We start from the raw sequence: 24547 nt of genomic DNA, 5'->3' as shown, positions 1-24547 counted from the left end.
TCGGATGGCCGGGAGTTCGGCATCGGAGACGATCTTCACAGTGTTTCCTGGGATTCTAGCAAGATGAACACGCAATCCGCACTGATACCCGAGCATCTTTCCCGGGCTTCGCTGTTCTGCGAGCTCGGCTCCCGCGACCTGGAGCGCGTAGCGCAGGCGACGACCGCCGTCCATCTCGCGCGCGGAGAGGTCCTGTTTCGCCGCAATGATCCATGCGTGGGCTTCCACATCGTCGTCTACGGACAGATCAAGCTCTACTTCAAGACGGACCAGGGACACGAGAAAGTGGCCAGGCTGATCGGTGATGGCGAGAGCTTCGGCGAGGCCCTGATGTTCGTCGACAAGCCGTACATCCTGGATGCGCAGGCGCTGTGCGACAGCCTGCTGCTGCATGTGGCCAAGGAGGCCCTGTTCGATATGCTGGATCGCGACGGCAAGCTGGCGCGCCGCCTGCTGGCCAGCCTGAGCCAGCGGCTGCATGCCCGGATGAGCGATATCAAGGCCTATTCCCTGCAGACCGGCGCGCAGCGCGTGATCGGCTATCTCATGCACGCCGACGACTGCAGGGATGGCTGCCAGCTCAGGCTGGAAACGAGCAAGACGGTGATCGCATCGCGCCTGAACCTGACGCCGGAGCACTTCTCGCGCATCCTGCGCGAGCTGGCGGACAAGAACATGATCGAGGTCAACGGCCGGCAGATCACGCTGCTCGACGTCCAGGCGCTGACCAATTACCAGGGTTAGGACCCTCCAAACAGACGGGCGGCGGATTGACAATAAGTGTCAATCCGGTTGTTGACGGTTGCCGGCTGTAATACATTTGCGGCCATGTATCCATATTTTGTGCCGTTATTGACGGCCTTGCTCCTGTCGGGCTGCAGCTCCTTCCTGATGGAAGGCACCAGCGCCGGCGCCGGGATTGCCGGCGCTGCCATTGCCGACAGCATGACGGACAATGCGGCATTGGCGACCGGCATTGGCCTGGGCGTGCAGGCGGCGGCAAAGGCCGGGCTGCAATATGCGCAGCGCAGGACGAGGGCGGAGGAGCAGGACGCCATCGCGCAGGCGGCGGCCAGGCTCCAGGTTGGCGAGGTCGGCGATTGGGCGGTGATCCATGGGCTGCCGATCGAGTCCGATGCGCAGGGCAAGGTGGCCGTGAGCCGGCTGATAGGCGGCATCGGTCTGTCGTGCAAGGAAATCGTATTCTCCGTGGTAGCGATGAATGCGCCGCCGGAAACGCCGCACGCCTATTACGTAACGACCATTTGCGACGACCGGGGGCAATGGCGCTGGGCGTCGGCCGAGCCCGCCACGGCCCGCTGGGGATCATTGCAGTGAGGCGGCTGGCCGTATTGTGCGGATCGCTTTGCGTGTTTGCGGCGACGGGCTGCACCATGTCGTCCTTCGGGTCCGGGGTGGGGGCTGCGGCGGGCGTGGCGTCCAGCGCCGCCACGGCGAATCCCGCCGTAGGCTATGCCGTGGCCGTGGGCACGCAGGCGGCCATCGATGCTTCCGTGAAGTACGTATTGCGAACATGGAAGAACGACCAGCAGAATCTCATGGCCCGCGTGGCGGGAGAGTTGCCGCCTGGGCGGGTAAAGGCCTGGGAGGTGCGGCGAAGCATTCCCTACGGGAATGAACGCGGCAGCATCCAGGTTGTCCGCGAGATCGACAATCCGCTGGCGTCCTGCCGCGAGGTGCTGTTTACGGTGGAGTCCGACGAGACCGAGTCCGCCTACCTGGCCTCCATCTGCCGGCAGGAGGGCGGCTGGCGCTGGGCCAGCGCAGAGCCAGCCGTGCTGCGCTGGGGCGCATTGCAATAGGACGCCGGAGCGCTGGCCTTGGGCCGGTGCGAACGCTTCCGGCGCTGGTCCGGATTATGTAGACCGCCTTTCTAGCCTTGCCACTTGGGATTCCAGACGATTTCCCACAAGTGGCCGTCCGGATCCTGGAAATAGGCCGTATGGCCTCCCCAGAAAGCAGGGCCTGGCTCTTTCAGGACGGTTGCGCCGGCCTGGCGCGCCCGGTCCAGCACGGCTTCGACATCATCCCTGGCAGCGACATTGTGGCTGATCAGGACTTCGGTCGCGCTGGCGGGGCCGACCGGCAGGCCCGCATCTTTCGCCAGGCTGGCGCGCGGCCAGAGCGCGAGCTTGAGGCCGGGCTGCAACTGGAAGAACGCCACTTCCCCGTGCGGGACATGGCTGGCGATGATGCCTTTGGTGGGCAGGCCCAGGCCGTCGCGATAGAAGGCCACGGCGGCTTGGAGATCATCGACGCCCAGTGTGATGGTGGAAATGCCTGGCTGCATTGCGGCTCCTTGTTTTTGCTGAGGGCAGGCCGTCATTCTACGAGGGTCATCGCCTCGGGATGCGGCGCCCTTCACGGCTTTCCAGCGTTCAGCTGCGCGGCGGACGGGCCAGGCCCAGATGGCCGCGCAGCGTGTCGTGCTCGTATTCCCGGCGGAACAGGCCGCGTTGCTGCAGCACCGGAACGACATGGTCTATGAAGTCGCCGACGCTGCTGTGCAGGGCGGGCGGCATAAGATTGAAACCGTCGGCTCCGCCATTGCGATACCAGTGTTCCATACGGTCGGCGATGCTCTCGGGCGTGCCGATCATGGTGCAGTGTCCGCCTCCGGCCGCCAGCCGTCCGAGCAACTGGCGCACCGTCGGTTTTTCGGTTTCGATGATGCGCAGGACCGTCGCGTAGCGCCCCTTGGGGCCGGTGAAATCTTCCAGCGGCATCAGTGCCGGAACCGGAGCGTCCAGGTCCCAGCCCGAGCAGTCGCGCCCCACATACAGGCCCAGTTGCCGCAGCGCCGCTTCCGATGGCAGCAGTTCATCCAGTTCGCGCTGCTTGCGGCGCGCTTCTTCTTCCGTCGAGCCGACGTAGGTGACAAGACCGGGCAGGATGGGGACGGGATCTGTGCGTCCCGCCGCCTTTACCCGCGCCTTGATGTCGCTGTAGTAGGCCTGCGCCGCAGGAAGGTCATAGGCGACGGCATAGATGGCTTCCGCCCGGCGTGCCGCCAGCTCGCGGCCTTCGGACGATGCGCCGGCCTGGAACAGGACAGGGTGGCCTTGCGGAGGACGGGGAACGGTCAGCGGACCATCGACCAGGAAGTGTTCTCCATGATGCAGGATCTGGCGAACGGCATCCTTGCGCACATAGTCGCCACTGCGATCCAGGGGGCGGGCGTCATCGGCCCAGGAGTCCCAGAGCCTCAGCACGACGTCGATGAATTCCTCGGCCCTGGCGTAGCGTTCCGCGTGCGCGGGCATGGATTCGTAGCCGTGGTTGCGGGCTTCGGCATCGAACATGGACGTGACGACGTTCCATCCGGTGCGGCCTTTGGAAATATGGTCCAGCGACGCCATCAGGCGCGCGGCATGGAATGGCGTGAAGAAAGTGCTGGAAATGGTGCAGATGAGCCCGATGCGCTCCGTGGCGCGGCTCAGCGCCGTCAATGTCGTGATCGGCTCCAGGAACCAGCGCGGGCTGTCGGAAACATTGGTCGCCGCCTGGCCGTCGGCCAGGAAAATGGCGTCCAGCTTGCCGCGCTCGGCCAGCCGCGCCATGTCTTCGTAATAGCTGATGTCGCCCATGCGTTCGATGGCGGAATCAGGATGGCGCCAGGCGGCGGTGTGATGGCCGGCGCCGAGCAGGAACAGGTTCAGGTGCATCATGATATTGACCTTGAGAAATATCGACGGATCAGTTCTTGACGAGGCCGCCGTCCACGACCAGGTTCTGCCCGGTCACGGCGCGCGACCAGGGCGAGGCGAAGAACAGCACGGCTTCGGCGAACTCCCGAGGCGTGGTGACGCGGCGCAGCGGCGTATTGGCGGCAATGTAGTCGAACACGGCTTCCGGCGTGGCCGCCGAAGCGTCGGTGGTGCGCAGCAGGCCGCCGGACAGCATGTTGACGGTGATGCCGTCGGGGCCCAGGTCCTGCGACAGGGTGCGCGTGAACGCCAGCAGCGCGGCCTTGGCCGCCGTGTAGTCGTGGTACGGAACGACGGGGTTCTGGACCAGGTTGGTGCCGATATTGATGATGCGCCCGAATCCCAGCGCGCGCATGCCCGGCAGGGCCGCCTGGGTGGTGTTCAGTGCGCCGCGCACGATGCCTTCGAACTGCTGGTGCAGATGCTCCCACGACAGCGTGTCGGCGTGCGGCCTGGCGTCGCCGTTGAACGAGAAGGAGGGCAGCGCATTGTTCACGACGGTGGAGATCGGCCGCCCGAACCTGGCCTGCGCTTTGGCGGCCAGCGCCTCCAGGGCGGCCGGATCGCAGACGTCCGCCTGCACGGCCATGGCCCGGTCGGGCGCGCCGTCGGCCAGGCGGGCCGCCGCCTCGGCATTGTTCAGGTAATTGACGATAACGCTGGCGCCTTGCCGCAGGAAGGCGCGGGCGATTTCCGCGCCCAGGCCACGGCTGGCGCCGGTGACGAGCACCAGTTGGTCTGCAATGGCTGGAGCGGGGTGGCTGTTGGTCGTCATGGCAATCCTCGAAGTGTGGCGGCGAGGGATGGGCCATGCCGGAGCGGTGGCGCGGTATGCGCGTATAAGGCGTGACGGCGGACATCCCTTCGCCAGTATGAGCTGGATCAGGTTCTACGGGTTTGTTCTCAGCCCCGCCCGTGCGGCAGGACACCCCGTGTCGAAGCAGGCATAAACATAGCATGGATTTCAGGCACGGACTATCGCTATAATGCGCCCAGTTCCTAGGGGGGCCTTCAGGCTGAGATTCGACATCGCGTCGTGACCCTTCGAACCTGATCCGGGTAATACCGGCGAAGGGAAGGAATCCCGCGCATGAAAGCGCCCCGGGGTATCTCCGCCATGCGGACTCCCGGCCCCCGAGAGAATGGCCTTGCCGGGGGCAGCGGCAAAAGATGATGCGCGCCTTTCCCGCAAACTCAGGGAATTCCGGCATGAAAGCCGGGACTTCCGTTTTGGCAAGTGGTCATGGAGGCGCGCATGCTGAGCACACAATCCGCATTGTTCTGGTTGATCCTGTTTTCCGCGGCGTTCGCCGTGGCCGGCATGCTTTACGCGCGCCGTTCCAGCCACACGCTGGAAGACTATATCGTCGCCCGCAATACGCAGGGTTCGGTGGCCACGCTGCTGACGCTGCTGGCGTCGTCCCTGGGGGCGTGGATCCTGTTCTCGCCTCCGCAGGCGGCCACCTGGGGCGGGCTGGCCGCCGTGATCGGCTATTCGCTGGGCGCCATGTCGCCGCGCATTGCCATGATTCCCCTGGGCAAGCGCATGCGCGAATTGATCCCGCGCGGTCATTCCCTGACGGAGTTCCTGATGGCGCGCTACGGACGCTCCATGTACGCGCTGGCGCTGCTCATCATGCTGTTCTACATGTTCATCGCCATGGCGGCGGAGATCACGGCCATTTCCAAGCTGGTGACGCTGCTGGCGCCGGTGCCGCTATGGCTGACGGCGGCTATCGTGATGGGCTTCACGCTGCTGTATACCGCCTACGGCGGGCTGAAGGCTTCCATCTTCACCGACAAGGTGCAGGTCGTCATCATCGTGCCCCTGCTGCTGGCGCTCGTGTTCATCGGCTGGAAGGCTTCGGGCGGCGTTGCCAACGTGACCCAGGCCCTGCAGGAGAGGGCGCCGCAATTGCTCGATCTGAGCGATCCGGTGGGGATCAAGGCCGGCGTGACTTTTTTCGTCGCCATCCTGCTGACCGGAATATTCCATCAGGGAAATTGGCAGCGCATCTATTCCGCGCGCGACACGCGTACCATGCGTAACGGCTTCCTGCTGGGCGGCGTGCTGGTCGTGCCGTTCATCTTCGTCATGGGCCTGTTCGGACTGGCGTTCGTCGGGCTGGCGCCGGAAGGCGACAGCTCCGTGGCGCTGTTCAGCGTCGTCATGCCGCAGATTCCGCTCTGGCTCGCCATCGCCCTGATTCCGCTGGGGCTTGCCCTGGTCATGAGCAGCGCCGACACCACGATCAGCGCGGTGTCCAGCATCGTGGCGGTCGATGTCGGCAGGCTGCTGCCGAATGTAGGCACGGCCGCGCTGATGCGGCTGTCGCGCTGGCTGATCCTGCTGCTGGCCATTCCCGTCATGATCGTAGCGGCGCAAGGCTACAGCGTGCTGTACCTGTTCCTGCTGGCGGACCTGCTGTGCGCGGCGGCGGCGTTCCCCGTGTTCTACGGGCTGTTCAGCGCCCGGCACAATGGCTTCGATGCCACGGCAGGCACACTGGGCGGACTGGCGGCGGGGCTGTTCCTGTTTCCGATGCCGGGCGAGCCTCCGACCTATCTGCTGGAGTCGTTCCTGATGGCGGCGCTGGTGCCGGCGGCGGTGATCCTGCTGCTGCGCATCGTCAGGCCCGCGCGCGCGCCGTTCGACCTGCAGTCGCTGGCGGGGACCATACGCCGCCTGGATACGCTGTAGGGCTGGCCGCCCGCCAGGCGGTGCTGCGTTGCGGATACAACGCTTTGCAGTGCGGAAACGCCCGGAACAAGGCGGTGGAAAGCGCATCTTCCGGTTGCTCGATATAATGTCCTGTTACCCATATTCCATTGTGTTTTCCTATCGATGAAGACCTCAGAAATACGCCAGAAGTTCCTTTCATTCTTCGAATCCAAAGGGCATCAGATCGTGCCGTCCTCGTCGCTGGTGCCTGGCAACGATCCGACGTTGCTGTTCACCAATGCGGGCATGGTGCAGTTCAAGGATGTCTTCACTGGCAAGGAAACGCGTCCCTATCGTCGGGCGACCACGTCGCAGCGCTGCGTGCGCGCCGGGGGAAAGCACAACGACTTGGAAAACGTCGGCTATACCGCGCGCCACCATACTTTCTTCGAGATGCTGGGCAACTTCAGCTTCGGCGACTATTTCAAGCGCGACGCCATCCAGTACGCGTGGGAGCTGCTGACCAAGGTCTACGGCCTGCCTGAGGAAAAGCTCTGGGTCACCGTCTACCAGGAAGACGACGAGGCCTATGACATCTGGGCCGACGAAGTCGGCGTGCCGCGCGAGCGCATCATTCGCATCGGCGACAACAAGGGCGCGCGCTACGCGTCCGACAACTTCTGGCAGATGGCCGACACCGGCCCCTGCGGCCCGTGTTCCGAGATCTTCTACGACCACGGTCCGGAAATCTGGGGCGGTCCGCCCGGATCGCCGGAAGAAGACGGCGACCGCTACATCGAAGTCTGGAATCTGGTGTTCATGCAGTTCGAGCGCGATGCCGAGGGCAACATGAATCCGCTGCCCAAGCCCTGTGTCGATACCGGCATGGGCCTGGAGCGCATTTCCGCCGTGCTGCAGCACGTGCATTCCAATTACGAGATCGACCTGTTCCAGGCGCTGATCCGCGCGGCGGCGCGCGAAACGGGCACGGCCGATCTGTCCAACAATTCGCTCAAGGTCATTGCGGACCACATCCGCGCCTGCAGCTTCCTGGTGGTCGATGGCGTCATACCCGGCAATGAAGGGCGGGGCTATGTGCTGCGCCGTATCATCCGGCGCGCCCTGCGCCATGGCCACAAGCTGGGCCAGTCCGGCGTGTTCTTCCACAAGCTGGTGGGTGATCTGGTCGCGCAGATGGGCGATGCCTATCCCGAACTGAAGGCGCAGCAGGAGCGCGTCGAGCAGGTACTGCGCCAGGAAGAAGAACGTTTCAGCGAGACTCTGGAGCACGGCATCAAGATCCTCGATGCCGCGCTGGCGGCCTTGCCGAAGGGCGCCGTGCTCGACGGCCAGACGCTGTTCACGCTCTATGACACCTACGGCTTCCCGGTCGACCTGACTGCGGACATCTGTCGCGAGCGCAATGTCGAAGTGGATCATGCCGGTTTCGAGACCGCCATGGAGCAGCAGCGCAGGCAGGCGCGCGCCGCGGGCAAGTTCAAGGCGGCCGAAGGCCTGTCCTACGATGGCGTGGAAACCCGTTTCGAAGGATACGAGCGCCTGCAGGCGCAGGGCCGCGTGACTGCGCTGTACGTTGATGGCGTTTCGGTGCCATCGGTGTCGGCGGGGCAGCAGGCCGTCGTTGTGCTCGACGTCACGCCTTTCTATGCCGAATCCGGCGGCCAGGTCGGCGATACGGGCGAGCTGCTGGCCGGCGATGCCGTGTTCCAGGTACAGGATACGCAGAAAATCCAGAGCAATGTCTTCGGCCATCATGGCGAGCTGCGCGGCGGCAGCCTGAAGATCGGCGATACGGTCGATGCGCGTGTCGATATCGAGCGCCGCGCGCGCACCATCCGCAATCACTCGGCCACGCACCTGATGCACAAGGCGCTGCGCGAGGTGCTGGGCGGCCATGTGCAACAGCGCGGATCGCTGGTCGATCCCGACAAGACGCGTTTCGACTTCTCGCATGACGCGCCCATGACGGCCGAGCAGATCGCCAGGGTGGAAGACCTGGTCAACGCCGAAATCCTGCGCAACGAGCCTACCCAGGCGCGCCTCATGCCTTACGACGACGCCGTGCAGACGGGCGCCATGGCGCTGTTCGGCGAAAAATACGGCGATGTCGTGCGCGTGCTCGACATCGGCTCGTCGCGCGAACTGTGCGGCGGCACTCACGTCGAGCGCACCGGCGACATCGGCCTGTTCAAGATCGTGTCCGAAGGCGGCGTGGCCGCGGGCGTACGCCGTGTCGAGGCCATTACCGGCAGCAATGCGTTGGCATGGGTGCGCGAGGTCAATGGCACGCTGTCGCGCGCCGCGGCTGCGCTGAAGACGCAGCCGGTGGATCTGGTCGAGCGCATCGGCCTTCTGCAGTCCCAGCTCAAGATGCTGGAGCGCGAGCGCGAGCAATTGCAGGCCAGGCTGGCGGCGTCGGCGGGCAATGATCTGCTCGGCCAGGCCATCGAGTTGCCGGGCGGCGCCAAGCTGCTGGCCGCGCAATTGCCGGACGCCGATCCCAAGGCTTTGCGCGGCATGGCGGATCAGCTGAAGGATAAGCTGCAGTCGGCGATCGTGCTGTTGGCGACCGGCGCGGAAGGCAAGATCAGCCTGGTCGGCGGGGTGACCAAGGATCTCACCGGCAAGGTCAAGGCCGGCGATCTGGTCGGCTTCGTCGCCGCGCAGGTCGGAGGCAAGGGAGGCGGCCGCCCCGATATGGCCATGGGCGGAGGCACGGATGCCGCCGCGCTGAAGCCGGCCCTGTCTTCCGTGGATGCCTGGGTGCGCGAGCGCCTGGCTTGAGGTTTTCCATGGAAAAAGACCATCCTGTCGCCGACCTGGAAATCGATGCTTCGGGCCTGAAGTGCCCGCTGCCTATCCTGCGCGCCAAGAAAGCCCTGGCGCAGATCGAGAGCGGGCAGGTGCTGAGGGTGGTCACGACCGACCTGCATGCGGTGCGCGATTTCCAGGCGTTCGCGGAGCAGACCGGCAATGCGTTGCTGCTGCAGTCCGAGTCGGACGGCGTGGCGGTGCATTACCTGCGGCGCCGCTGAGCGTTTCTGTATAGTGCGGCATGCGGCGGCCGCACATGGGTTTTAGGCTGTTTTATTGTTTGTTTTTCGTGGTTCGCCAGCAACTCTTGGTGCAGCGGGGAAGCGGGATTTCATAAAATACGAACTCCGCTTGCCTGCAAGGCTTCAAAAGTGCTAGAATCTTCTGTTTTCCACAACATTTTCAAAGGATTACCTATGGTGGTGATTCGTCTGGCCCGCGGTGGCTCGAAGAAACGTCCGTTCTACAATGTCGTTGCAACCGACTCGCGCAATCGTCGCGATGGCCGCTTCATCGAGCGCCTTGGCTTCTACAATCCTGTCGGCAAGGATGGCCAGGAAAACCTGCGCCTGGCCCAGGATCGCGTCCAGTACTGGCTGGATAACGGCGCCAAGCCGTCCGAAGTCGTTCAGCGACTGATCAAGGAATACTCCGCCAAGGCTGCCGCCTGATAGACGCGGGGCGTACCGTGTCCACAGCTGCGGGCCGTACGGCCGTTCCCGACGATCTCGTCGAGCTTGGGCGCGTGCTGTCCGCGCATGGCGTGCGCGGCTGGGTCAAGATCCAGCCGCATTCCGCCCAGGCGGAAACCTTGCTCTCCAGCAAGACATGGTGGTTGCAGGCACCCGTTGCTCCAGCAGGAACGGGTGCTTTGTCGCGTCCGGGTCCGGAGCGCAGGCGGGTCCTGTTCTGCAGGCCGCATGGCGCAACCTTGATCGCGCAGCTTGAAGGCCTGGACGACCGCGATGTCGCGCAGTCCCTGAAAGGCTGGACGGTCCAGGTGCCGCGCAGTGGTTTTGCCTCTCCCCAGGAAGACGAGTACTACTGGGTGGATCTGATCGGGTGCTGGCTGTATGGCGAGAACGATGATGGGCAAAGCGTCCTGATCGGTCAGGTGTCGGATATGTCAGACAATGGCGCGCATGCGATCATGCATGTCACGCGCTATGCCCCTGCTGATGGCGAGCCTGTCATGCTGCGCGACGACAAGGGCAGGGCGCAGGAAACGCTGGTGCCGTTCGTTGCGGCGCATGTGCTGCGGGTGGATCTGGACGGAAGGACGATCGTCAGCAACTGGCCCGCTGATCTCTGAGCCGTGGGCGGCGCATAGCCGGGCCTTTCAAGGATAGCCATGCGGTTCGATGTCATCACCCTTTTCCCCGATATGTTCGATGCCATAGGCGACTTTGGCGTCAGTGGTCGTGCGCGTCAGCGGGGGCTATGGCACTTGCATGCGTGGAATCCGCGGGATTTCACGCATGATGTGCACCGTACGGTTGATGACAGGCCTTACGGCGGCGGTCCAGGCATGGTGATGATGGCCGAGCCGCTGGAGCAGGCGGTGCGCGCGGCGCAGGCTGCGCGCACGCAGGCTGATGCGGCATCGGGCGATGCGCCGGTCATTCTGATGAGTCCGACGGGCAGGCGGTTTGATCAGGGTGTGGCGCAGGGGCTTTCCGAAACGCGGGGGGCGATTCTGGTGTGCGGGCGCTATGAGGGGGTGGATCAGCGTTTCATCGAGCGCTGCGTCACGGATGAGATTTCCCTGGGGGATTTTGTGCTTTCCGGCGGGGAGATTGCTGCGCTGGCCGTCATGGACAGTGTGGTGCGGTTGTTGCCGGGGGCGCTGAATGATGCGCAGTCGGCGCCGCAGGATTCTTTCAATGATGCGCTGACTGGCTTGCTGGACAGTCCGCATTACACGCGGCCGGAAAGCTACCATGGGCTGGAGGTTCCGTCTGAGTTGTTGTCGGGGCATCACAAGAATATCGCTCAGTGGCGTCGGGAGCGGTCGCTGGAATTGACGTTGCGGCGCAGGCCGGAGCTGATCGAGCGGGCCCGGGAGCAGGGGTTGCTGAGCAAGGCTGATGAGGCGTTTCTGCGTTCATTGATGCCTTTGGTGCGCTAGACACTGATTGGAACCTGACATCAATCAAGTTATATCCACTCGGCATGGATGTCCACTGTAGTTTCCGACAACAGGACAGGCTCCAATGCGGCCTAATGCCCGAATCAATCATTCACTTCGAATTGCTGGAATTCCCAGGCTCTTGCGGGCCGCCGCAGCTTATTCCTAATGACAATGTGAATTGTCCCATTGGTCGTTTAACGTTGCCAGCAGGCATTGGGAGTTCTCCGATATACCAACGTATATGTCTACCTGACTTCACCACGTAGCGGGACAGTTTCTATACCAAAGGCGTCGTGCCGAAAAGGTGCGTGCCGGGATCAAGTGCGCCTGCCGCTCAATGGGCGGATGTGCTTTCAGCTCAACAGCAATACCGCCCAGCCGCTGTGTTCGGTGCTGAATTCCCCCCAAGGGGGCGCTTTTTGCCTAGGGACGGCCCGGCGGAAAAAAAGCAGGCATCCGGACAATCGTACAGATGCCTGCTTTGCATGAGGAGCCGAAGGAGGGCGAGAGAGTTTTCGCCTATATTTCAGGCCTTGGCTGCCTGCTCCAGGCGGGCCAGTTGCGCTTTCACTTTTTCCAGCGTCTGGCCGAACTGGACTACGCGGGCCTTTTCCTGTTCGACGACGGCGGCAGGGGCGCGTTCGACGAAGCTGGCGTTGGAGAGCTTGCCGTTGGCCTTGGCGATTTCGCCTTCCAGGCGGGCAATCTCCTTGCCCAGGCGGATGCGTTCGGCTTCGACGTCGATTTCCACGTGCAGCATCAGTTCGGTCGTGCCGACCACCTGGACGGGAGCGCCGTCGTCGGGCAACTGGTCCACGATCTTGAGATCTTCCAGCTTGGCCAGGGCGAGCAGGTAGGGGCGGTTGCGTTCCAGGGTGGCGGCGTCGCCGCGGGCGATCAGCGGCACGCGCTGGGCCGGGGAAATACTCATTTCGCCACGCAGGGCGCGCACGGCGTCGACCTGGGCCTTGAGCTGGACGATCTGCTGCTCTGCGTCTTCGTCGATCTTGGCCGTGTCGGCGACGGGATACGGCTGGACGCTGATGCTGGTGGTTTGCGAGGAGCCGCGCCGACCGGCGGCGACGGCGACGGTTTGCCATAGTTCTTCCGTGATGAACGGAATGATGGGGTGGGCCAGGCGCAGCACGGTTTCCAGCACGCGGATCAGCGTGCGGCGCGTGCCGGCTTGCGCGCGCTCGGTTCCAGTTTGCAACTGGACCTTGGCCAGTTCCAGATACCAGTCGCAGTATTCGTCCCAGACGAAGTGGTAGATGGCATTGGCGATGTTGTCGAAGCGGTATTCGTCGAAGCCGCGCTCGATCTCGCTTTCCAGACGCTGCAGCTGGCTGGTGATCCAGCGGTCGGCGAAGCTGAAGTCGCAGTCTGTCCTGGGCGCCAGCGCATGGCCTTCGGTGTTCATCAGCACGAAGCGGGTGGCGTTCCAGAGCTTGTTGCAGAAGTTGCGGTAGCCTTCGCAGCGCTTCAGGTCGAAGTTGATGTTGCGGCCCAGGGTCGCGTAGGCGGCCATGGTGAAGCGCAGGGCGTCGGCGCCGAAGGCGGGGAAGCCGTTGGGGAAGTCCTTCGTGGTCTTCTTGCGGATGCTCTCCGCCTGGCGCGGATTCATCAGGCCGGAGGTGCGCTTTTCCAGCAGGGCTTCCAGGCCGATGCCGTCGATCAGATCGACCGGATCGATGGTGTTGCCTTTGGACTTGCTCATTTTCTTGCCGTCGGCGTCGCAGACCAGGCCGTGCACGTACACTGTATGGAACGGGACCTTGCCGGTCAGGTGCATGCTCATCATGACCATGCGGGCGACCCAGAAGAAGATGATGTCGAAGCCCGTAACCAGCACGCTGGAGGGCAGGTAGCGCTCGAGGTCGGGCGTCTGCTCGGGCCAGCCCAGGTCGGTGAAAGGCACCAGCGCGGAGGAGAACCAGGTGTCCAGCACGTCGGGGTCGCGCGTGAGTTCGCCCTTGATGCCGGCGGCCTCGGCCTTGCGGCGCGCCTCGGCTTCATCGCGGGCGACAATGATCTGCCCTTCGGGGCCGTACCAGGCGGGAATCTGGTGACCCCACCACAATTGCCGCGAGATGCACCAGTCCTGGATGTTGTTCAGCCACTGGTTGTAGGTGTTGCTCCAGTTCTCGGGCACGAAGCTGACACGGCCGTCGCGCACAACCTCCAGCGCCACTTCAGTGATGCTCTTGCCGGGATGCAGGGAGTCTTGCGGCGCGGGCTGGCTCATGGCGACAAACCATTGGTCAGTCAGCATGGGCTCGATGATGGTGCTGGTGCGGTCGCCGCGCGGCACCATCAGCTTGTGCGGCTTGACGGCGGCCAGCAGGCCCTGGGCCTCGAGATCGGCGACGATGGCCTTGCGGGCCTCGAAGCGGTCCATGCCGCGATAGGCTTCGGGCGCGGTCTCGGCGATGCGGGCGTCCAGCGTCAGGATGCTGATCTGCGGCAGGCCGTGGCGCTGTCCCACGGCATAGTCGTTGAAGTCGTGGGCAGGAGTGACCTTGACCACGCCGGTGCCGAACTCGCGGTCGACGTAGTCGTCGGCGATGACGGGGATCTCGCGGTCGCACAGCGGCAGGCGCACCGTCTTGCCGATGAGACGGGCGTAGCGTTCGTCTTCGGGGTGCACCATGACGGCCACGTCGCCCAGCATGGTCTCGGGGCGCGTCGTCGCCACCGTCAGGCTGTCCAGGCCGCCTTCGGGCGTGGTCAGCGGATAGCGGATCTCCCACATATGGCCGTCTTCTTCCTCGCTGACGACCTCGAGGTCGGAAACCGCCGTACCGAGGACGGGGTCCCAGTTGACCAGGCGCTTGCCGCGATAGATCAGGCCCTGTTCGTACAGGCGCACGAAGGTTTCCACCACGCCCCTGGAAAGGTTGTCGTCCATGGTGAAGTATTCGCGCGACCAGTCGGCGGAGGAGCCCAGGCGGCGAAACTGTTCGGTGATGGCGCTGCCCGATTTGTGCTTCCATTCCCAGACTTTCTCGATGAAGGCCTCGCGGCCCAGGTCGTGGCGCGAGATCTTCTGCGCGTCAAGCTGGCGTTCCACCACGATCTGGGTGGCGATGCCGGCATGGTCTGTGCCGGGGATGAAGGCGGTATCGTCGCCGCGCATGCGGTGGTAGCGCACCAGTCCGTCCATGACGGTCTGGTTGAAGGCGTGGCCCATGTGCAGCGTGCCGGTGACGTTGGGCGGGGGGAACTGGATCACGAACGGCTCGCCTTGCCGGCCTTGCGGGGGCTGGGTGTGCTGGCCGGCGGTGAAGTAGCCCTGGGCTTCCCATTGCTGGTACCAGCGGGACTCCAGGCTGCCGGGCTCGAAGCTTTTGTCCAGCGGGGCGGTATCGTTCGGGGTATTGACGGTCATGATGCGGAAAAACGAGGCAAAAGTGCTGACTATATAGGAAGTCGCCCGCGGCTGCAGGTTTTGCTTCCCGGCGGTCGGGTATAAATGGGAAAAGGGAGCCGTCGGGCGGGCGGCGGGCGCGTCTATTTTATGATGCGGCGGGCCGGTTCGGGCATGGTAAAATACCGGGTTCACGAAATATTGCGGAACTTGCCTGCGCGCCTTCGGTGTCGATATCGATTTTAACTGACCGGGAAATGCGCGCCGGCTGGAACGAACTGATTGTTTTCATTCTTTTTTTCATTGGATTTTACATGGCTATCGAACGCACTCTTTCCATCATCAAGCCTGATGCCGTCGCAAAAAATGTCATCGGCCAGATCGTCGCCCGTTTCGAACAGGCCGGCCTGAAGGTCGTCGCGGCGCGCCTGGCGCAACTGTCCCGCGCCGAAGCAGAGCGTTTCTACGCCGTGCACAGCGCACGTCCCTTCTTCAAGGATCTGGTCGACTTCATGGTTTCGGGCCCTGTGTTCGTCCAGGTGCTGGAAGGCGAAAACGCCATCCAGAAGAACCGGGACCTGATGGGTGCGACCGACCCCAAGAAGGCTGAGCCCGGCACCATCCGCGCCGACTTCGCCGACAGCATCGACGCCAATGCCGTCCACGGCTCCGATGCGGCCGAAACCGCCGCTGTCGAAGTGGCTTTCTTCTTCCCCGAAAGCCAGGTCTACAGCCGGTGATCCATCGGCAACCCTGAAGGCTCTCCCATGACGACACCTGTCCAGTCCCAGCCATCCGCTCCCATCAATTTGCTGGGGGTGGAGTCCGACGCGCTGGCTGAGCTGGTCGGTCAGTGGGGGGGCAAGCCGTTCCGTGCGCGCCAGCTTCAACGCTGGCTGCATCGGCGCAGCGTCGATTCCTTCGACGACATGACAGACCTGGCGAAAGACTTTCGCCGGCAGTTGTCCGCCAATTGCGTCATCCAGGGCCCCAAGGCGCTGACCTGCCATGTCTCGTCCGATGGCACGCGCAAGTGGCTGTTCGACGTGGGTGGCAACAACGCGGTCGAGGCCGTCTTCATTCCCGAGGACGATCGCGGAACGCTGTGCATTTCAAGCCAGGCAGGCTGTACGGTCGCCTGCCCATTCTGTTCCACCGGCTACCAGGGTTTCAATCGCAACCTGACGACGGCGGAAATCATCGGCCAGCTCTGGTACGCGAAGCGCGAGCTCGAGGCGGACGGCGCCATGGCCCGCCTGCCCGCCGGAGACGGCAACGAACCCGTGGGCGAGCCGGAACGCGTCATCAGCAACGTGGTCATGATGGGCATGGGCGAGCCGCTGCTCAATTACGACCAGGTGCTTGGCGCCCTGAAACTCATGCTGGACGACAATGCCTACGGCCTGTCGCGCCGCCGGGTAACCGTTTCCACTTCCGGCGTGGTGCCCATGATGGACCGCCTGCGCCGGGATTGCCCCGTGGCCCTGGCTGTTTCGCTGCATGCGCCCAACGATGCGCTGCGCGACAGGCTGGTGCCGCTGAACCGCAAGTATCCGCTTGTGGAACTGCTGGACGCCTGCAACCGCTATCTGGAAGCGGCGCCGCGCGATTTCATCACCTTCGAGTACATCATGCTCGACGGCATCAACGATACCGACCAGCACGCGCATGAACTGATCGCGATCGCCGGACAGGTGCGGTGTAAACTGAACCTGATACCATTCAATCCTTTCCCGCAATCGGGCCTGAAGCGCTCTTCCCATGTTCGGGTGCGCGAGTTTTCGCGGATCCTGATGGATGCGGGGGTCGTGACCACCGTGCGCAAGACCCGCGGCGACGATATCGCGGCGGCCTGTGGACAGCTTGCCGGCGACGTCAAGGACAGGACGCGCATCCATGAGCGCCTGCCGGACAGGGCTGTCATCGCCATCAAACAGGAGCGTGGATGAACGCCGATCCGAATACGCTTGAAGAAGTCGGGGCAATGGGCCTCGGCCGCACCCTGAAAGAACTGCGCGAGGCGCGCAGGCTCAGGCTGCAGGAAGTTTCCGCCAGGCTGAAGTTCTCGGTAGGCCAGCTCGAGGCGCTGGAAAACGAAGATTGGTCGCGCCTGCCCGCCGGCATGCCGCTCAAGGGCATGGTGCGCAATTACGGCCGCTTCCTCGAGGCGGATACCGATGCGTTGCTGGTGATGCTGGAAAGCCAGGCGCCGGGCGAGCAACCCGGACTGGGGGCCGAAGGGCTCAGGCGTCCGGCTGCGGTGCGTGCGGCCGATATGCCGCTGCATACCGAATCCGTCAGCCGTCCCTGGGGGTGGCTGGTCATCATCCTCCTGTTTCTCGCCGTTGCGGTTTTCTATGCCATCGGACGCGGCTGGGTCCCCGATTCATGGCTGATATTCGACTGGCTCAAAGCGTTGAAGACATGAGTAGCACGGATAGTCTCGATTCCTCCACGCAGGCCCGGCCTCTGGCTGTGGGCGCGGCCGGCCGGCTCAACACCCGGCCGGTGCAGGTGCGCTGGGGTGGCCATTCGGTCCAGGTAGGCGGCGGCGCCCCGGTCGTGGTGCAGTCCATGACCAATACCGACACGACCCAGGCCATTGCCACGGCCATCCAGGTAAAAGAGCTGGCGCAGGCCGGCTCGGAAATGGTCCGCATCACGGTCAATACGCCGGAGGCCGCGCAGGAAGTGCCCGCCATCCGCGAGCAGCTCGATCGCATGAACGTATCCGTGCCGCTGGTGGGCGATTTCCACTACAACGGTCACAAACTGCTGACTCAGTATCCGGAATGCGCCCAGGCGCTGTCCAAGTACCGCATCAATCCCGGCAATATGGGCGGCGGCAAGAAGCGCGACGACAATTTCGCGCAGATGATCGAGATCGCCTGCCGCTACGACAAGCCCGTGCGCATCGGCGTGAACTGGGGCAGTCTGGACCACGAGCTGATGGCCAGGAAAATGGACGAGAACAGCAAGCGCTCCACGCCATGGCCCGCGCAGGCCGTGATGCGGGACGCGCTGGTGGTCTCGGCCATCAGCAATGCGCGGCGCGCCGAAGAGCTGGGGCTGTCTCCCAACGGCATTGTGCTGTCGTGCAAGGTCAGCCACGTGCAGGACCTGATCACGGTCTACCAGGACCTGGCCTCGCGCTGCGACTACCCGCTGCATCTGGGCCTGACCGAGGCCGGCATGGGCAGCAAGGGCATCGTGGCCTCGACGGCTGCGCTCGCCGTGCTGCTGCAGCAGGGCATTGGTGATACGATTCGCATTTCCCTGACGCCGGAGCCCGGCGGCGACCGCGCCAGGGAAGTCATCGTAGCGCAGGAGATCCTGCAGAGCATGGGCTTGCGGGCCTTCACTCCTATGGTGGTGGCATGCCCAGGGTGCGGGCGCACCAGCAGCACCGTGTTCCAGGAATTGGCGGATGATATCCAGGCCTACCTGCGCAGGCAGATGCCGGTCTGGAAAGACAAGTATCCCGGCGTGGAAACCATGAACGTGGCCGTGATGGGCTGTGTGGTCAACGGGCCGGGCGAGAGCCGTCACGCGGACATCGGCATCAGTCTCCCGGGCACGGGCGAGATTCCCTCGGCGCCGGTGTTCGTCGATGGCGAGCGCACTGTGACGCTCAAGGGCGACGCCATCGCCCAGGAGTTCCAGGCCATCGTCGAGGACTATGTCGAGCGCCGCTACGGCCGCAAGGTAACGGCCTGAGAGCGCGGCAACCTATCATGGCCCTGAGAGAAGAGGGCGCTAAAGAGTATTTATGACGCAGTCGTTTCAGAAAGTCCGTGCCCTGACCGGCATGAAAGACATCCTTCCCGATGAGGGCGTACGCTGGGAAACCCTTGAAGGGATAGTGCGAGAATGGCTAGGCAGCTATGGCTATCGTACGCTGCGCGCTCCGGTTCTCGAGCACACGCGCCTGTTCACGCGCGGCATCGGCGAAGTCACGGACATCGTCGAGAAGGAAATGTATTCCTTCACCGATTCCTTGAATGACGAACACCTGACGCTGCGCCCCGAGTTCACGGCGGGCGTGGTCAGGGCCGCCATCGAGCACAATCTTCTGTACGACAGGCCGCATCGCGTCTATTCCATCGGACCGGTGTTCCGCCACGAGCGGCCGCAGCGCGGCCGCTATCGCCAGTTCCACCAGATCAGCGTGGAAGCCCTGGGGTTCGCGGGGCCGGACATCGATGCGGAACTCATCCTGATGCTGGCTCGCCTGTGGAAGCGCCTTGGTCTGAACGACATCCGGCTGGAACTCAATTCCCTGGGACAGGCGGAAGAGCGCCAGGCGCATCGCGCCGCGCTCATCTCCCACCTCGAAAAGCACGTCGACGTGCTGGACGAAGAAGCGCGCAGGCGCATGTACACGAATCCACTGCGCGTGCTCGATACCAAGAACCCCGCCATGCAGGAAATGGCCGAGTCCGCGCCCAAGCTGTTCGATTTCCTGGGCGCCGAATCGCTGGCCCACTTCGATGGCGTGCGCCGCCGCCTCGATGACGCGGGCGTGGCCTACCGGCTCAATCCCCGTCTAGTGCGCGGGCTCGATTACTATAATCTGACGGTGTTCGAATGGGTGACCGACCGCCTCGGCGCGCAGGGTACCGTGTGCGGCGGTGGCCGCTATGATGGTCTGATCGGCCTGTTGGGGGGCAAACCCGCGCCCGCGGCCGGCTATGCGATCGGCATGGAGCGCCTGCTGGATCTCTGGGAACAGAGTTCCCCCCAGCCGGCCAAGCCGGAATGCCAGGTCTATATCGTTCACCAGTCCGACGAGGCGCAGCGCCTGGCGGCAACGACGGCGGAATTGCTGCGCGATGCCGGGTTATGCGTTATCGTGCACGCCGGTTCCAGCGGCTTCAAGTCCCAGTTCAAGCGGGCGGATGCCAGCGGAGCCGGCGCCGCCGTGATATTCGGCGATGACGAAGTCAAGTCGCGCACGGCAAGCGTCAAGTGGCTGCGCGCGCAGCAGGCGGGAGAAACCGCGCAGCAGGAGACGGTCCCGCTGGATCGTCTGGTCGAAGTATTGAAAGCAAAGGTTTGAGGCACATGGCATACGATTTGGAAGAACAGGAAAAACTGGATGCGCTGCGCGCCTGGTGGGAGCGCTATGGAACGCTCTGCCTGACGTTGCTGTTCCTGGTGGTGGCCGCCATCCTCGGCTGGCGCGGCTGGCAGTGGTACCAGAGTCACCAGGCATCCCAGGCCATGGGTTATTTCGAGGCGTTGCAGACTGCGGCAGTCGACAACGATACGGACTCCGCGGCGCGCATCAAGGCGGCCAGCGAGACACTGCGCGAAAAATTCCCCAAGAGCGGATACGCCTCGCGCGGCGTGCTGATCGCCGCGCATGCACTGCATGAGCGCAAGGACCTCGAGGGCGCCAGGACGCAGCTGGACTGGCTGGTGAAGAACAATACCGATGCCGCGCTCACGCCGCTGGCGCGCTTGCGCCTGGCAGGCCTGCTGCTGGAGCAGGAGCAGTACGACCAGGCGCTGGCGCAGCTGTCCAATGCGCCGGCCGAGTTCGAGGCCCTTTATGCCGACCGCCGCGGCGACGTCCTGTATGCGCAGGGCAAGAAGGAAGATGCCCGCGCCGCATGGGAAAATGCGGTGAAACTGCTCGGGGCCCAGCCTGCGGCGCAGATCATTCAACTGAAAATCGATGCTTTGGGTGATGCCTGATGATGAAGTCCAGTCCAGTCCATTCGCGCTGGCTGCGCGCAGCTGCCGCCGCCGTGGCCGCGGTGACCCTCGCCGCATGCTCCAGTACTGATCCGCGCACCGAGCCGGCCGAGCTGACGGAATATGCGCCGGGAATCTCGGCCCAGCAACTGTGGTCGGTATCGATCGGCAGCGGCGGCGGAGTCGGGTTCTCGCCTGTCTGGGTGGACGATGCCGTTTATGCCGCGACGCCCAATGGCAACGTGGCCAAGGTAAGCCTGGCTTCGGGGCAGATCGTCTGGCGCGCATCGACCGATTCCCGTCTTTCCGCGGGTGTCGGCAGCGACGGCAATGTCACCGCTGTGGCAACTCCCGACGGCCATGTCGTCGCCTATGACGACAGCGGCAAGGAACTGTGGCGCGTCCGCGCCACCAGCGAGGTCAGTGTTCCGCCGGCGGTCGGCAACGGCATCGTGGCGGTGCGCAGCGGCGACTATCGCATCCAGGCGTTCGATGCGCGTACCGGAGAACTTCGCTGGAACGTCCAGCGTCCGGGACCCGCGCTGGCGCTCAAGACCAATATCCAGATGATCATCGTCGACGGGATGGTGTTGTCCGGCCTGCCCAACGGCAAGCTGATCGCCATCGACATCGCCAGCGGCAATGTCCAGTGGGAGGGTACGGTCGCCCTGTCGCAGGGCGCGACCGACCTGGAGCGCATCGTCGAAGTGCTGGGCACGCCCCAGATCCAGGGGCCGCTGCTGTGCGGCGTCGCCTATCAGGGCCAGGTGACCTGCTTCGACGTGACTCAGGGCGGACAGCCCGCATGGCAGCAGTATTTCTCCAGCAACACCGGGCTGGGGTCGGACCAGGCGCATGTCTATGCCGCCGACACGCGCGATATCGCGCATGCGTTCGACTTGCGCACCGGCGCACCCGCATGGAAGCAGGAAACCCTGCGCAATCGCCGGCTTTCCGCGCCGGCCGTCGTGGCGGACGGCGTCGCATTCGGCGACTATCAGGGCTACGTGCACTTCCTGTCGCGTTCCGATGGACAATTGCTGGGCCGCATCCGCGTCGACAGCAAGCCGATCGTCTCCCCGCTGCTGGCCACGCCCCGCGGCATCGTGGTGCAGACCTCCGGCGGTAATTTGACTCTGGTAGGAGCCAATTGAACACGATCTCTCCCAAGCCGGTCATTGCGCTGGTTGGCCGCGCCAACGTCGGCAAGTCGACGCTGTTCAACCGCCTGACGCGTACGCGCGCGGCGCTGGTCGCCGATTTTTCCGGATTGACCCGCGACCGTCATTATGGCGAAGGCCGCATGGGCAACCGGCCCTATCTGGTGGTCGATACCGGCGGTTTCGAGCCGGTGGCCAAGCAGGGCATCCTGAAGGAAATGGCCAAGCAGACGCTGCAGGCCATCGCCGAGGCGGATGTCGTCATCTTCCTGGTGGACGCCCGAGCCGGGCTGAACGCGCATGACGAGGAAATCGCCCGCCTGCTGCGCCGGGGCGCGCAGCACGTGGTGCTGGCGGTCAACAAGGCCGAAGGCATGCGCCACGAAGCCTCCATCGCGGAGTTCCATGCATTGGGCCTGGGCGAGCCGCGAGCCATCTCCGCATCGCACGGCGATGGCGTGAGCGACCTGATCGACCATGCGCTTTCGCATCTCGATGCGCCCGAGCCCGATGAGCCTGGAGAAGGCGACGAGGATCTGTTCTCCGACGACGGTCCGTCGGATATCGACCTGGCGCAGGAAGAAGACGGTGCCCAGGATGAGGCCGCCGAGCCCGAGCCGGTGAAGCACCGCATCAAGCTGGCCGTGGTCGGCAGGCCCAATGTGGGCAAGTCTACGCTCATCAATACCCTGCTGGGGGAAGAGCGTTTGGTGGCGTTCGACATGCCCGGCACCACGCGCGACGCCATCGAGGTGGAGTTCGAGCGCAAGGGCAAGTCGTACACGCTGATCGATACGGCCGGCCTGCGCCGGCGCGGCAAGGTCTTCGAGGCCATCGAGAAGTTCTCCGTGATCAAGACGCTACAGGCTATCGAGGCCAGCAACGTGGTTCTTCTGATGCTGGACGCACAGCAGGATATCTCGGACCAGGACGCGCATATCGCCGGCTTCGTGCTGGAGACTGGCCGCGCGCTGGTCGTGGCCCTGAACAAATGGGACGGGCTGGATTCCGAGCGCAAGGAGTTCGTGCAGCGCGAGTTCGAGCGCAAACTGCGCTTTCTGTCGTTCGCCAAGCTGCACACGATTTCGGCGCTCAATGGCGCCGGGGTCGATGCAGTGCTGCGTTCCGTCAACGCCGCCCATGCGGCCGCCTTCGCCAAGCTGTCCACGCCCAAGCTGACGCGCGAGTTGATCGCCGCCGTGGAGCAGCAGCCGCCGCCCCGCAAAGGCATCTTCAGGCCGAAAATGCGCTACGCGCACCAGGGCGGGCAGAATCCGCCCAGAATCGTCATCCATGGTAATGCGCTGGATGCCATTCCCGACAGCTATCGCCGCTATCTGGAAACCCGTTTCCGAACGGCTTTCAAGCTCGACGGCACGCCTCTGCGAGTCGAGTTCAAGTCGTCCCGAAATCCTTACGTGCAGGAGTCGTAGTGAGCCGTCTCTGGAGTGATCATGTCGATGGGCTGCTGCCTTACGTGCCGGGCGAGCAGCCCGCGCAGCCGCAGCGGCTTTTGAAGCTCAATACCAACGAGCATCCTTATGGCCCTTCTCCCAGGGCGCTGCAGGCCATGCGCGATGCAGTCAATGACGACTTGCGGTTGTATCCCGACTACGATTCGTCGCAGCTCTGCCAGGCTATCGCCACGCTGCACGGACTGAGGGCCGAGCAGATCCTGGTTGGCAATGGCTCCGACGAGGTGCTGGCGCATGCCTTCAATGCGCTGTTCCTGCGGCAGGGCAGGCCGCTGCTGATGCCGGACATCAGCTACAGCTTCTATCGCACCTATTGCGGCCTGTACCGGATTCCTCATAAGCTGCTGCCGCTGGCCGACGACTTCACCATCCGCGTCGAGGACTACATTGGACCGCACGAAGTTGTGCCGGCCGGCATCATTTTCGCCAATCCCAATGCGCCCACGGGCATCGCACTGCCGCTGGAGGCTATTGCCGCCATTGCCTCGGCGAATCCGGACAGCGCCGTGGTCGTGGACGAGGCCTATGTGGATTTCGGCGCCGATTCCGCCATTGCGCTGCTGCGCGAGCACGAGAACATCGCCGTCATCCATACCTTGTCGAAGTCGCGTGCGCTGGCGGGGATCCGGGTGGGGTTCATCGCAGGCAATGCCGAACTGATCCGCGGCGTGCAGCGCGTGAAGGACAGCTTCAACTCTTATCCGCTGGATCGTGTGGCCCAGGCCGGCGCCATGGCTTCCATCCTGGACGAAACGCATTTCCGCTGGGCATGCCGCCAGGTGATCGACGAGCGTGAGTCCCTGGCCGGAGCACTGAGGGACCTGGGTTTCGAGGTGCTGCCGTCGCAGGCCAATTTCCTGTTCGCCCGCCATCCCCGGTACGAAGGAGTCGTCATCCATGCAGCCCTGCGCGAGCGCGGTGTGCTGGTGCGCCATTTCTCGAATCCGCGCATCGCGCAATTTTTACGCATCACGGTGGGAACTCCTGACGACAGCAGGCGTCTATGTGATTCGCTAGAAGCTATTCTCAATGAATGGCAACAGGCTTGATACACGCAGTTTATTGCATGTTTGTTACGGCATAACGCGCAAGAAGAAAAACTCTTACGCAGTTTTAGCGGTTTCAGGCTTGGCGTCCTAGGGAAAACCCTGTAAAGTACATATTCAACCTGGACATATCCCGGGCATTCCTATAACAACACACGGAGTCTCATCAAAATGAGCAACAATAAAGGGCAGGTGCTACAAGACCCATTCCTCAATGCCTTGCGCAAGGAACACGTTCCCGTATCCATCTATCTCGTCAACGGTATCAAGCTGCAAGGCCAGGTTGAATCCTTCGACCAGTACGTCGTCCTGCTGCGCAATACCGTCACGCAAATGGTCTACAAGCACGCTATTTCCACCGTGGTGCCGTCGCGTCCGGTCAACTTCCAGACGGATGAAGCCGCTGAATAATCCGCAAAATCTTCCGTGCCGTGAAACGCCCG

At 63.7% G+C, this 24547-nt stretch carries 23 protein-coding genes and 2 riboswitches; of the genes, 19 read left to right on the top strand and 4 right to left on the bottom strand.

Annotation, left to right across the window (positions count from 1 at the left end):
- Nucleotides 1-63: 63 nt before the first annotated feature.
- From EV686_RS15385 to EV686_RS15375, 3 genes are all read left to right on the top strand, one after another.
- Nucleotides 64-744 (top strand): Crp/Fnr family transcriptional regulator, encoded by a 681-nt coding sequence (locus EV686_RS15385; protein ID WP_132477836.1) that lies wholly within the window; start codon nucleotides 64-66, stop codon nucleotides 742-744.
- Nucleotides 745-828: 84 nt separating this feature from the next.
- Nucleotides 829-1338, top strand: a complete 510-nt coding sequence (locus EV686_RS15380) for a hypothetical protein (RefSeq protein ID WP_132477877.1) — start codon at nucleotides 829-831, stop codon at nucleotides 1336-1338.
- A 56-nt stretch (nucleotides 1339-1394) separates the two neighbouring features.
- Nucleotides 1395-1823: a hypothetical protein gene (locus EV686_RS15375; RefSeq protein ID WP_243650911.1), complete on the top strand. Its 429-nt coding sequence runs from the start codon at nucleotides 1395-1397 to the stop codon at nucleotides 1821-1823.
- A 71-nt stretch (nucleotides 1824-1894) separates the two neighbouring features.
- Here EV686_RS15375 and EV686_RS15370 read toward each other — a convergent pair whose 3' ends face one another.
- From EV686_RS15370 to EV686_RS15360, 3 genes are all read right to left on the bottom strand, one after another.
- A complete protein-coding gene (locus tag EV686_RS15370) occupies nucleotides 1895-2311 on the bottom strand; it encodes a VOC family protein (protein WP_132477835.1) in 417 nt (138 codons plus the stop codon).
- Nucleotides 2312-2399: 88 nt separating this feature from the next.
- On the bottom strand, nucleotides 2400-3689 hold the full coding sequence (locus EV686_RS15365) for an LLM class flavin-dependent oxidoreductase (protein ID WP_132477834.1): 1290 nt from the start codon (nucleotides 3687-3689) through the stop codon (nucleotides 2400-2402).
- A 28-nt stretch (nucleotides 3690-3717) separates the two neighbouring features.
- Nucleotides 3718-4503, bottom strand: a complete 786-nt coding sequence (locus tag EV686_RS15360; protein ID WP_132477833.1) for a 3-oxoacyl-ACP reductase — start codon at nucleotides 4501-4503, stop codon at nucleotides 3718-3720.
- A gap of 67 nt (nucleotides 4504-4570) precedes the next feature.
- Nucleotides 4571-4671: riboswitch (TPP riboswitch) on the bottom strand.
- Nucleotides 4672-4719: 48 nt separating this feature from the next.
- Nucleotides 4720-4822: riboswitch (TPP riboswitch) on the top strand.
- Between the two features lie 161 nt (nucleotides 4823-4983).
- Here EV686_RS15360 and EV686_RS15355 point away from each other — a divergent pair.
- The 6 genes from EV686_RS15355 (at nucleotide 4984) to trmD (ending at nucleotide 11353) form a co-directional block, all read left to right on the top strand.
- Entirely contained in the window at nucleotides 4984-6429 is a 1446-nt protein-coding gene (locus EV686_RS15355; protein ID WP_132477832.1) for a sodium:solute symporter family protein, read from the top strand.
- Nucleotides 6430-6573: 144 nt separating this feature from the next.
- Nucleotides 6574-9195 (top strand): alanine--tRNA ligase, encoded by a 2622-nt coding sequence (gene alaS / locus EV686_RS15350; protein ID WP_132477831.1) that lies wholly within the window; start codon nucleotides 6574-6576, stop codon nucleotides 9193-9195.
- A gap of 8 nt (nucleotides 9196-9203) precedes the next feature.
- The gene (locus EV686_RS15345; RefSeq protein ID WP_132477830.1) at nucleotides 9204-9446 is read left to right on the top strand and encodes a sulfurtransferase TusA family protein; all 243 of its coding nucleotides are present in this window, start codon (nucleotides 9204-9206) and stop codon (nucleotides 9444-9446) included.
- Nucleotides 9447-9641: 195 nt separating this feature from the next.
- The gene (gene rpsP, locus EV686_RS15340) at nucleotides 9642-9896 is read left to right on the top strand and encodes a 30S ribosomal protein S16 (protein ID WP_132477829.1); all 255 of its coding nucleotides are present in this window, start codon (nucleotides 9642-9644) and stop codon (nucleotides 9894-9896) included.
- Between the two features lie 17 nt (nucleotides 9897-9913).
- Nucleotides 9914-10537 carry a ribosome maturation factor RimM gene (gene rimM / locus EV686_RS15335; protein WP_132477828.1) on the top strand — a complete coding sequence of 208 codons (624 nt, stop codon included), beginning with the start codon at nucleotides 9914-9916 and terminating at the stop codon, nucleotides 10535-10537.
- 39 nt (nucleotides 10538-10576) lie between these two features.
- Nucleotides 10577-11353 (top strand): tRNA (guanosine(37)-N1)-methyltransferase TrmD, encoded by a 777-nt coding sequence (trmD, locus tag EV686_RS15330; protein ID WP_132477827.1) that lies wholly within the window; start codon nucleotides 10577-10579, stop codon nucleotides 11351-11353.
- Nucleotides 11354-11882: 529 nt separating this feature from the next.
- Here the strand turns inward: trmD and EV686_RS15325 are convergent.
- Nucleotides 11883-14744: a valine--tRNA ligase gene (locus EV686_RS15325; RefSeq protein WP_132477826.1), complete on the bottom strand. Its 2862-nt coding sequence runs from the start codon at nucleotides 14742-14744 to the stop codon at nucleotides 11883-11885.
- Nucleotides 14745-15037: 293 nt separating this feature from the next.
- Here EV686_RS15325 and ndk point away from each other — a divergent pair, with 293 nt between their 5' ends.
- The 10 genes from ndk (at nucleotide 15038) to hfq (ending at nucleotide 24515) form a co-directional block, all read left to right on the top strand.
- On the top strand, nucleotides 15038-15463 hold the full coding sequence (gene ndk, locus EV686_RS15320; RefSeq protein WP_132477825.1) for a nucleoside-diphosphate kinase: 426 nt from the start codon (nucleotides 15038-15040) through the stop codon (nucleotides 15461-15463).
- Between the two features lie 27 nt (nucleotides 15464-15490).
- A complete protein-coding gene (rlmN, locus tag EV686_RS15315; protein WP_132477824.1) occupies nucleotides 15491-16672 on the top strand; it encodes a dual-specificity RNA methyltransferase RlmN in 1182 nt (393 codons plus the stop codon).
- Nucleotides 16669-17151, top strand: coding sequence for a helix-turn-helix domain-containing protein (locus EV686_RS15310; protein ID WP_132477823.1), 483 nt, complete (start codon nucleotides 16669-16671; stop codon nucleotides 17149-17151). Before rlmN ends, EV686_RS15310 begins: the two co-directional genes overlap by 4 nt.
- Nucleotides 17148-18440: a flavodoxin-dependent (E)-4-hydroxy-3-methylbut-2-enyl-diphosphate synthase gene (gene ispG / locus EV686_RS15305; RefSeq protein WP_132477822.1), complete on the top strand. Its 1293-nt coding sequence runs from the start codon at nucleotides 17148-17150 to the stop codon at nucleotides 18438-18440. Before EV686_RS15310 ends, ispG begins: the two co-directional genes overlap by 4 nt.
- Nucleotides 18441-18492: 52 nt before the next feature.
- Nucleotides 18493-19782, top strand: a complete 1290-nt coding sequence (gene hisS, locus EV686_RS15300) for a histidine--tRNA ligase (protein WP_132477821.1) — start codon at nucleotides 18493-18495, stop codon at nucleotides 19780-19782.
- A gap of 5 nt (nucleotides 19783-19787) precedes the next feature.
- Nucleotides 19788-20423 carry a YfgM family protein gene (locus EV686_RS15295; RefSeq protein ID WP_132477820.1) on the top strand — a complete coding sequence of 212 codons (636 nt, stop codon included), beginning with the start codon at nucleotides 19788-19790 and terminating at the stop codon, nucleotides 20421-20423.
- The gene (gene bamB / locus EV686_RS15290; protein ID WP_132477819.1) at nucleotides 20423-21577 is read left to right on the top strand and encodes an outer membrane protein assembly factor BamB; all 1155 of its coding nucleotides are present in this window, start codon (nucleotides 20423-20425) and stop codon (nucleotides 21575-21577) included. Before EV686_RS15295 ends, bamB begins: the two co-directional genes overlap by 1 nt.
- A gap of 5 nt (nucleotides 21578-21582) precedes the next feature.
- Nucleotides 21583-23016 (top strand): ribosome biogenesis GTPase Der, encoded by a 1434-nt coding sequence (gene der, locus EV686_RS15285; RefSeq protein WP_132477875.1) that lies wholly within the window; start codon nucleotides 21583-21585, stop codon nucleotides 23014-23016.
- Nucleotides 23016-24107, top strand: coding sequence for a pyridoxal phosphate-dependent aminotransferase (locus EV686_RS15280; RefSeq protein WP_132477818.1), 1092 nt, complete (start codon nucleotides 23016-23018; stop codon nucleotides 24105-24107). Before der ends, EV686_RS15280 begins: the two co-directional genes overlap by 1 nt.
- Nucleotides 24108-24275: 168 nt before the next feature.
- Nucleotides 24276-24515, top strand: a complete 240-nt coding sequence (gene hfq, locus EV686_RS15275) for an RNA chaperone Hfq (RefSeq protein WP_132477817.1) — start codon at nucleotides 24276-24278, stop codon at nucleotides 24513-24515.
- Nucleotides 24516-24547: the final 32 nt, after the last annotated feature.

Origin of the sequence: Paracandidimonas soli, from assembly GCF_004342005.1 — a bacterium.
Taxonomy (GTDB): Bacteria; Pseudomonadota; Gammaproteobacteria; order Burkholderiales; family Burkholderiaceae_B; genus Paracandidimonas; species Paracandidimonas soli.
The sequence above is the reverse complement of the archived record's forward strand: the minus strand, read 5'-3'. Positions and strand labels throughout refer to the sequence as shown.

Coding starts and splice junctions, on each gene's coding strand:
- ispG (WP_132477822.1), top strand. CDS start 17,148: ATGAGTAGCACGGATAGTCTCGATTCCTCCACGCAGGCCCGGCCTCTG.
- rlmN (WP_132477824.1), top strand. CDS start 15,491: ATGACGACACCTGTCCAGTCCCAGCCATCCGCTCCCATCAATTTGCTG.
- trmD (WP_132477827.1), top strand. CDS start 10,577: ATGCGGTTCGATGTCATCACCCTTTTCCCCGATATGTTCGATGCCATA.
- EV686_RS15365 (WP_132477834.1), bottom strand. CDS start 3,689: ATGATGCACCTGAACCTGTTCCTGCTCGGCGCCGGCCATCACACCGCC.
- EV686_RS15355 (WP_132477832.1), top strand. CDS start 4,984: ATGCTGAGCACACAATCCGCATTGTTCTGGTTGATCCTGTTTTCCGCG.
- EV686_RS15325 (WP_132477826.1), bottom strand. CDS start 14,744: ATGACCGTCAATACCCCGAACGATACCGCCCCGCTGGACAAAAGCTTC.
- alaS (WP_132477831.1), top strand. CDS start 6,574: ATGAAGACCTCAGAAATACGCCAGAAGTTCCTTTCATTCTTCGAATCC.
- EV686_RS15380 (WP_132477877.1), top strand. CDS start 829: ATGTATCCATATTTTGTGCCGTTATTGACGGCCTTGCTCCTGTCGGGC.
- EV686_RS15375 (WP_243650911.1), top strand. CDS start 1,395: ATGTCGTCCTTCGGGTCCGGGGTGGGGGCTGCGGCGGGCGTGGCGTCC.
- rpsP (WP_132477829.1), top strand. CDS start 9,642: ATGGTGGTGATTCGTCTGGCCCGCGGTGGCTCGAAGAAACGTCCGTTC.
- hfq (WP_132477817.1), top strand. CDS start 24,276: ATGAGCAACAATAAAGGGCAGGTGCTACAAGACCCATTCCTCAATGCC.
- EV686_RS15360 (WP_132477833.1), bottom strand. CDS start 4,503: ATGACGACCAACAGCCACCCCGCTCCAGCCATTGCAGACCAACTGGTG.
- bamB (WP_132477819.1), top strand. CDS start 20,423: ATGATGAAGTCCAGTCCAGTCCATTCGCGCTGGCTGCGCGCAGCTGCC.
- ndk (WP_132477825.1), top strand. CDS start 15,038: ATGGCTATCGAACGCACTCTTTCCATCATCAAGCCTGATGCCGTCGCA.
- EV686_RS15370 (WP_132477835.1), bottom strand. CDS start 2,311: ATGCAGCCAGGCATTTCCACCATCACACTGGGCGTCGATGATCTCCAA.
- EV686_RS15345 (WP_132477830.1), top strand. CDS start 9,204: ATGGAAAAAGACCATCCTGTCGCCGACCTGGAAATCGATGCTTCGGGC.
- EV686_RS15295 (WP_132477820.1), top strand. CDS start 19,788: ATGGCATACGATTTGGAAGAACAGGAAAAACTGGATGCGCTGCGCGCC.
- EV686_RS15385 (WP_132477836.1), top strand. CDS start 64: ATGAACACGCAATCCGCACTGATACCCGAGCATCTTTCCCGGGCTTCG.
- EV686_RS15310 (WP_132477823.1), top strand. CDS start 16,669: ATGAACGCCGATCCGAATACGCTTGAAGAAGTCGGGGCAATGGGCCTC.
- hisS (WP_132477821.1), top strand. CDS start 18,493: ATGACGCAGTCGTTTCAGAAAGTCCGTGCCCTGACCGGCATGAAAGAC.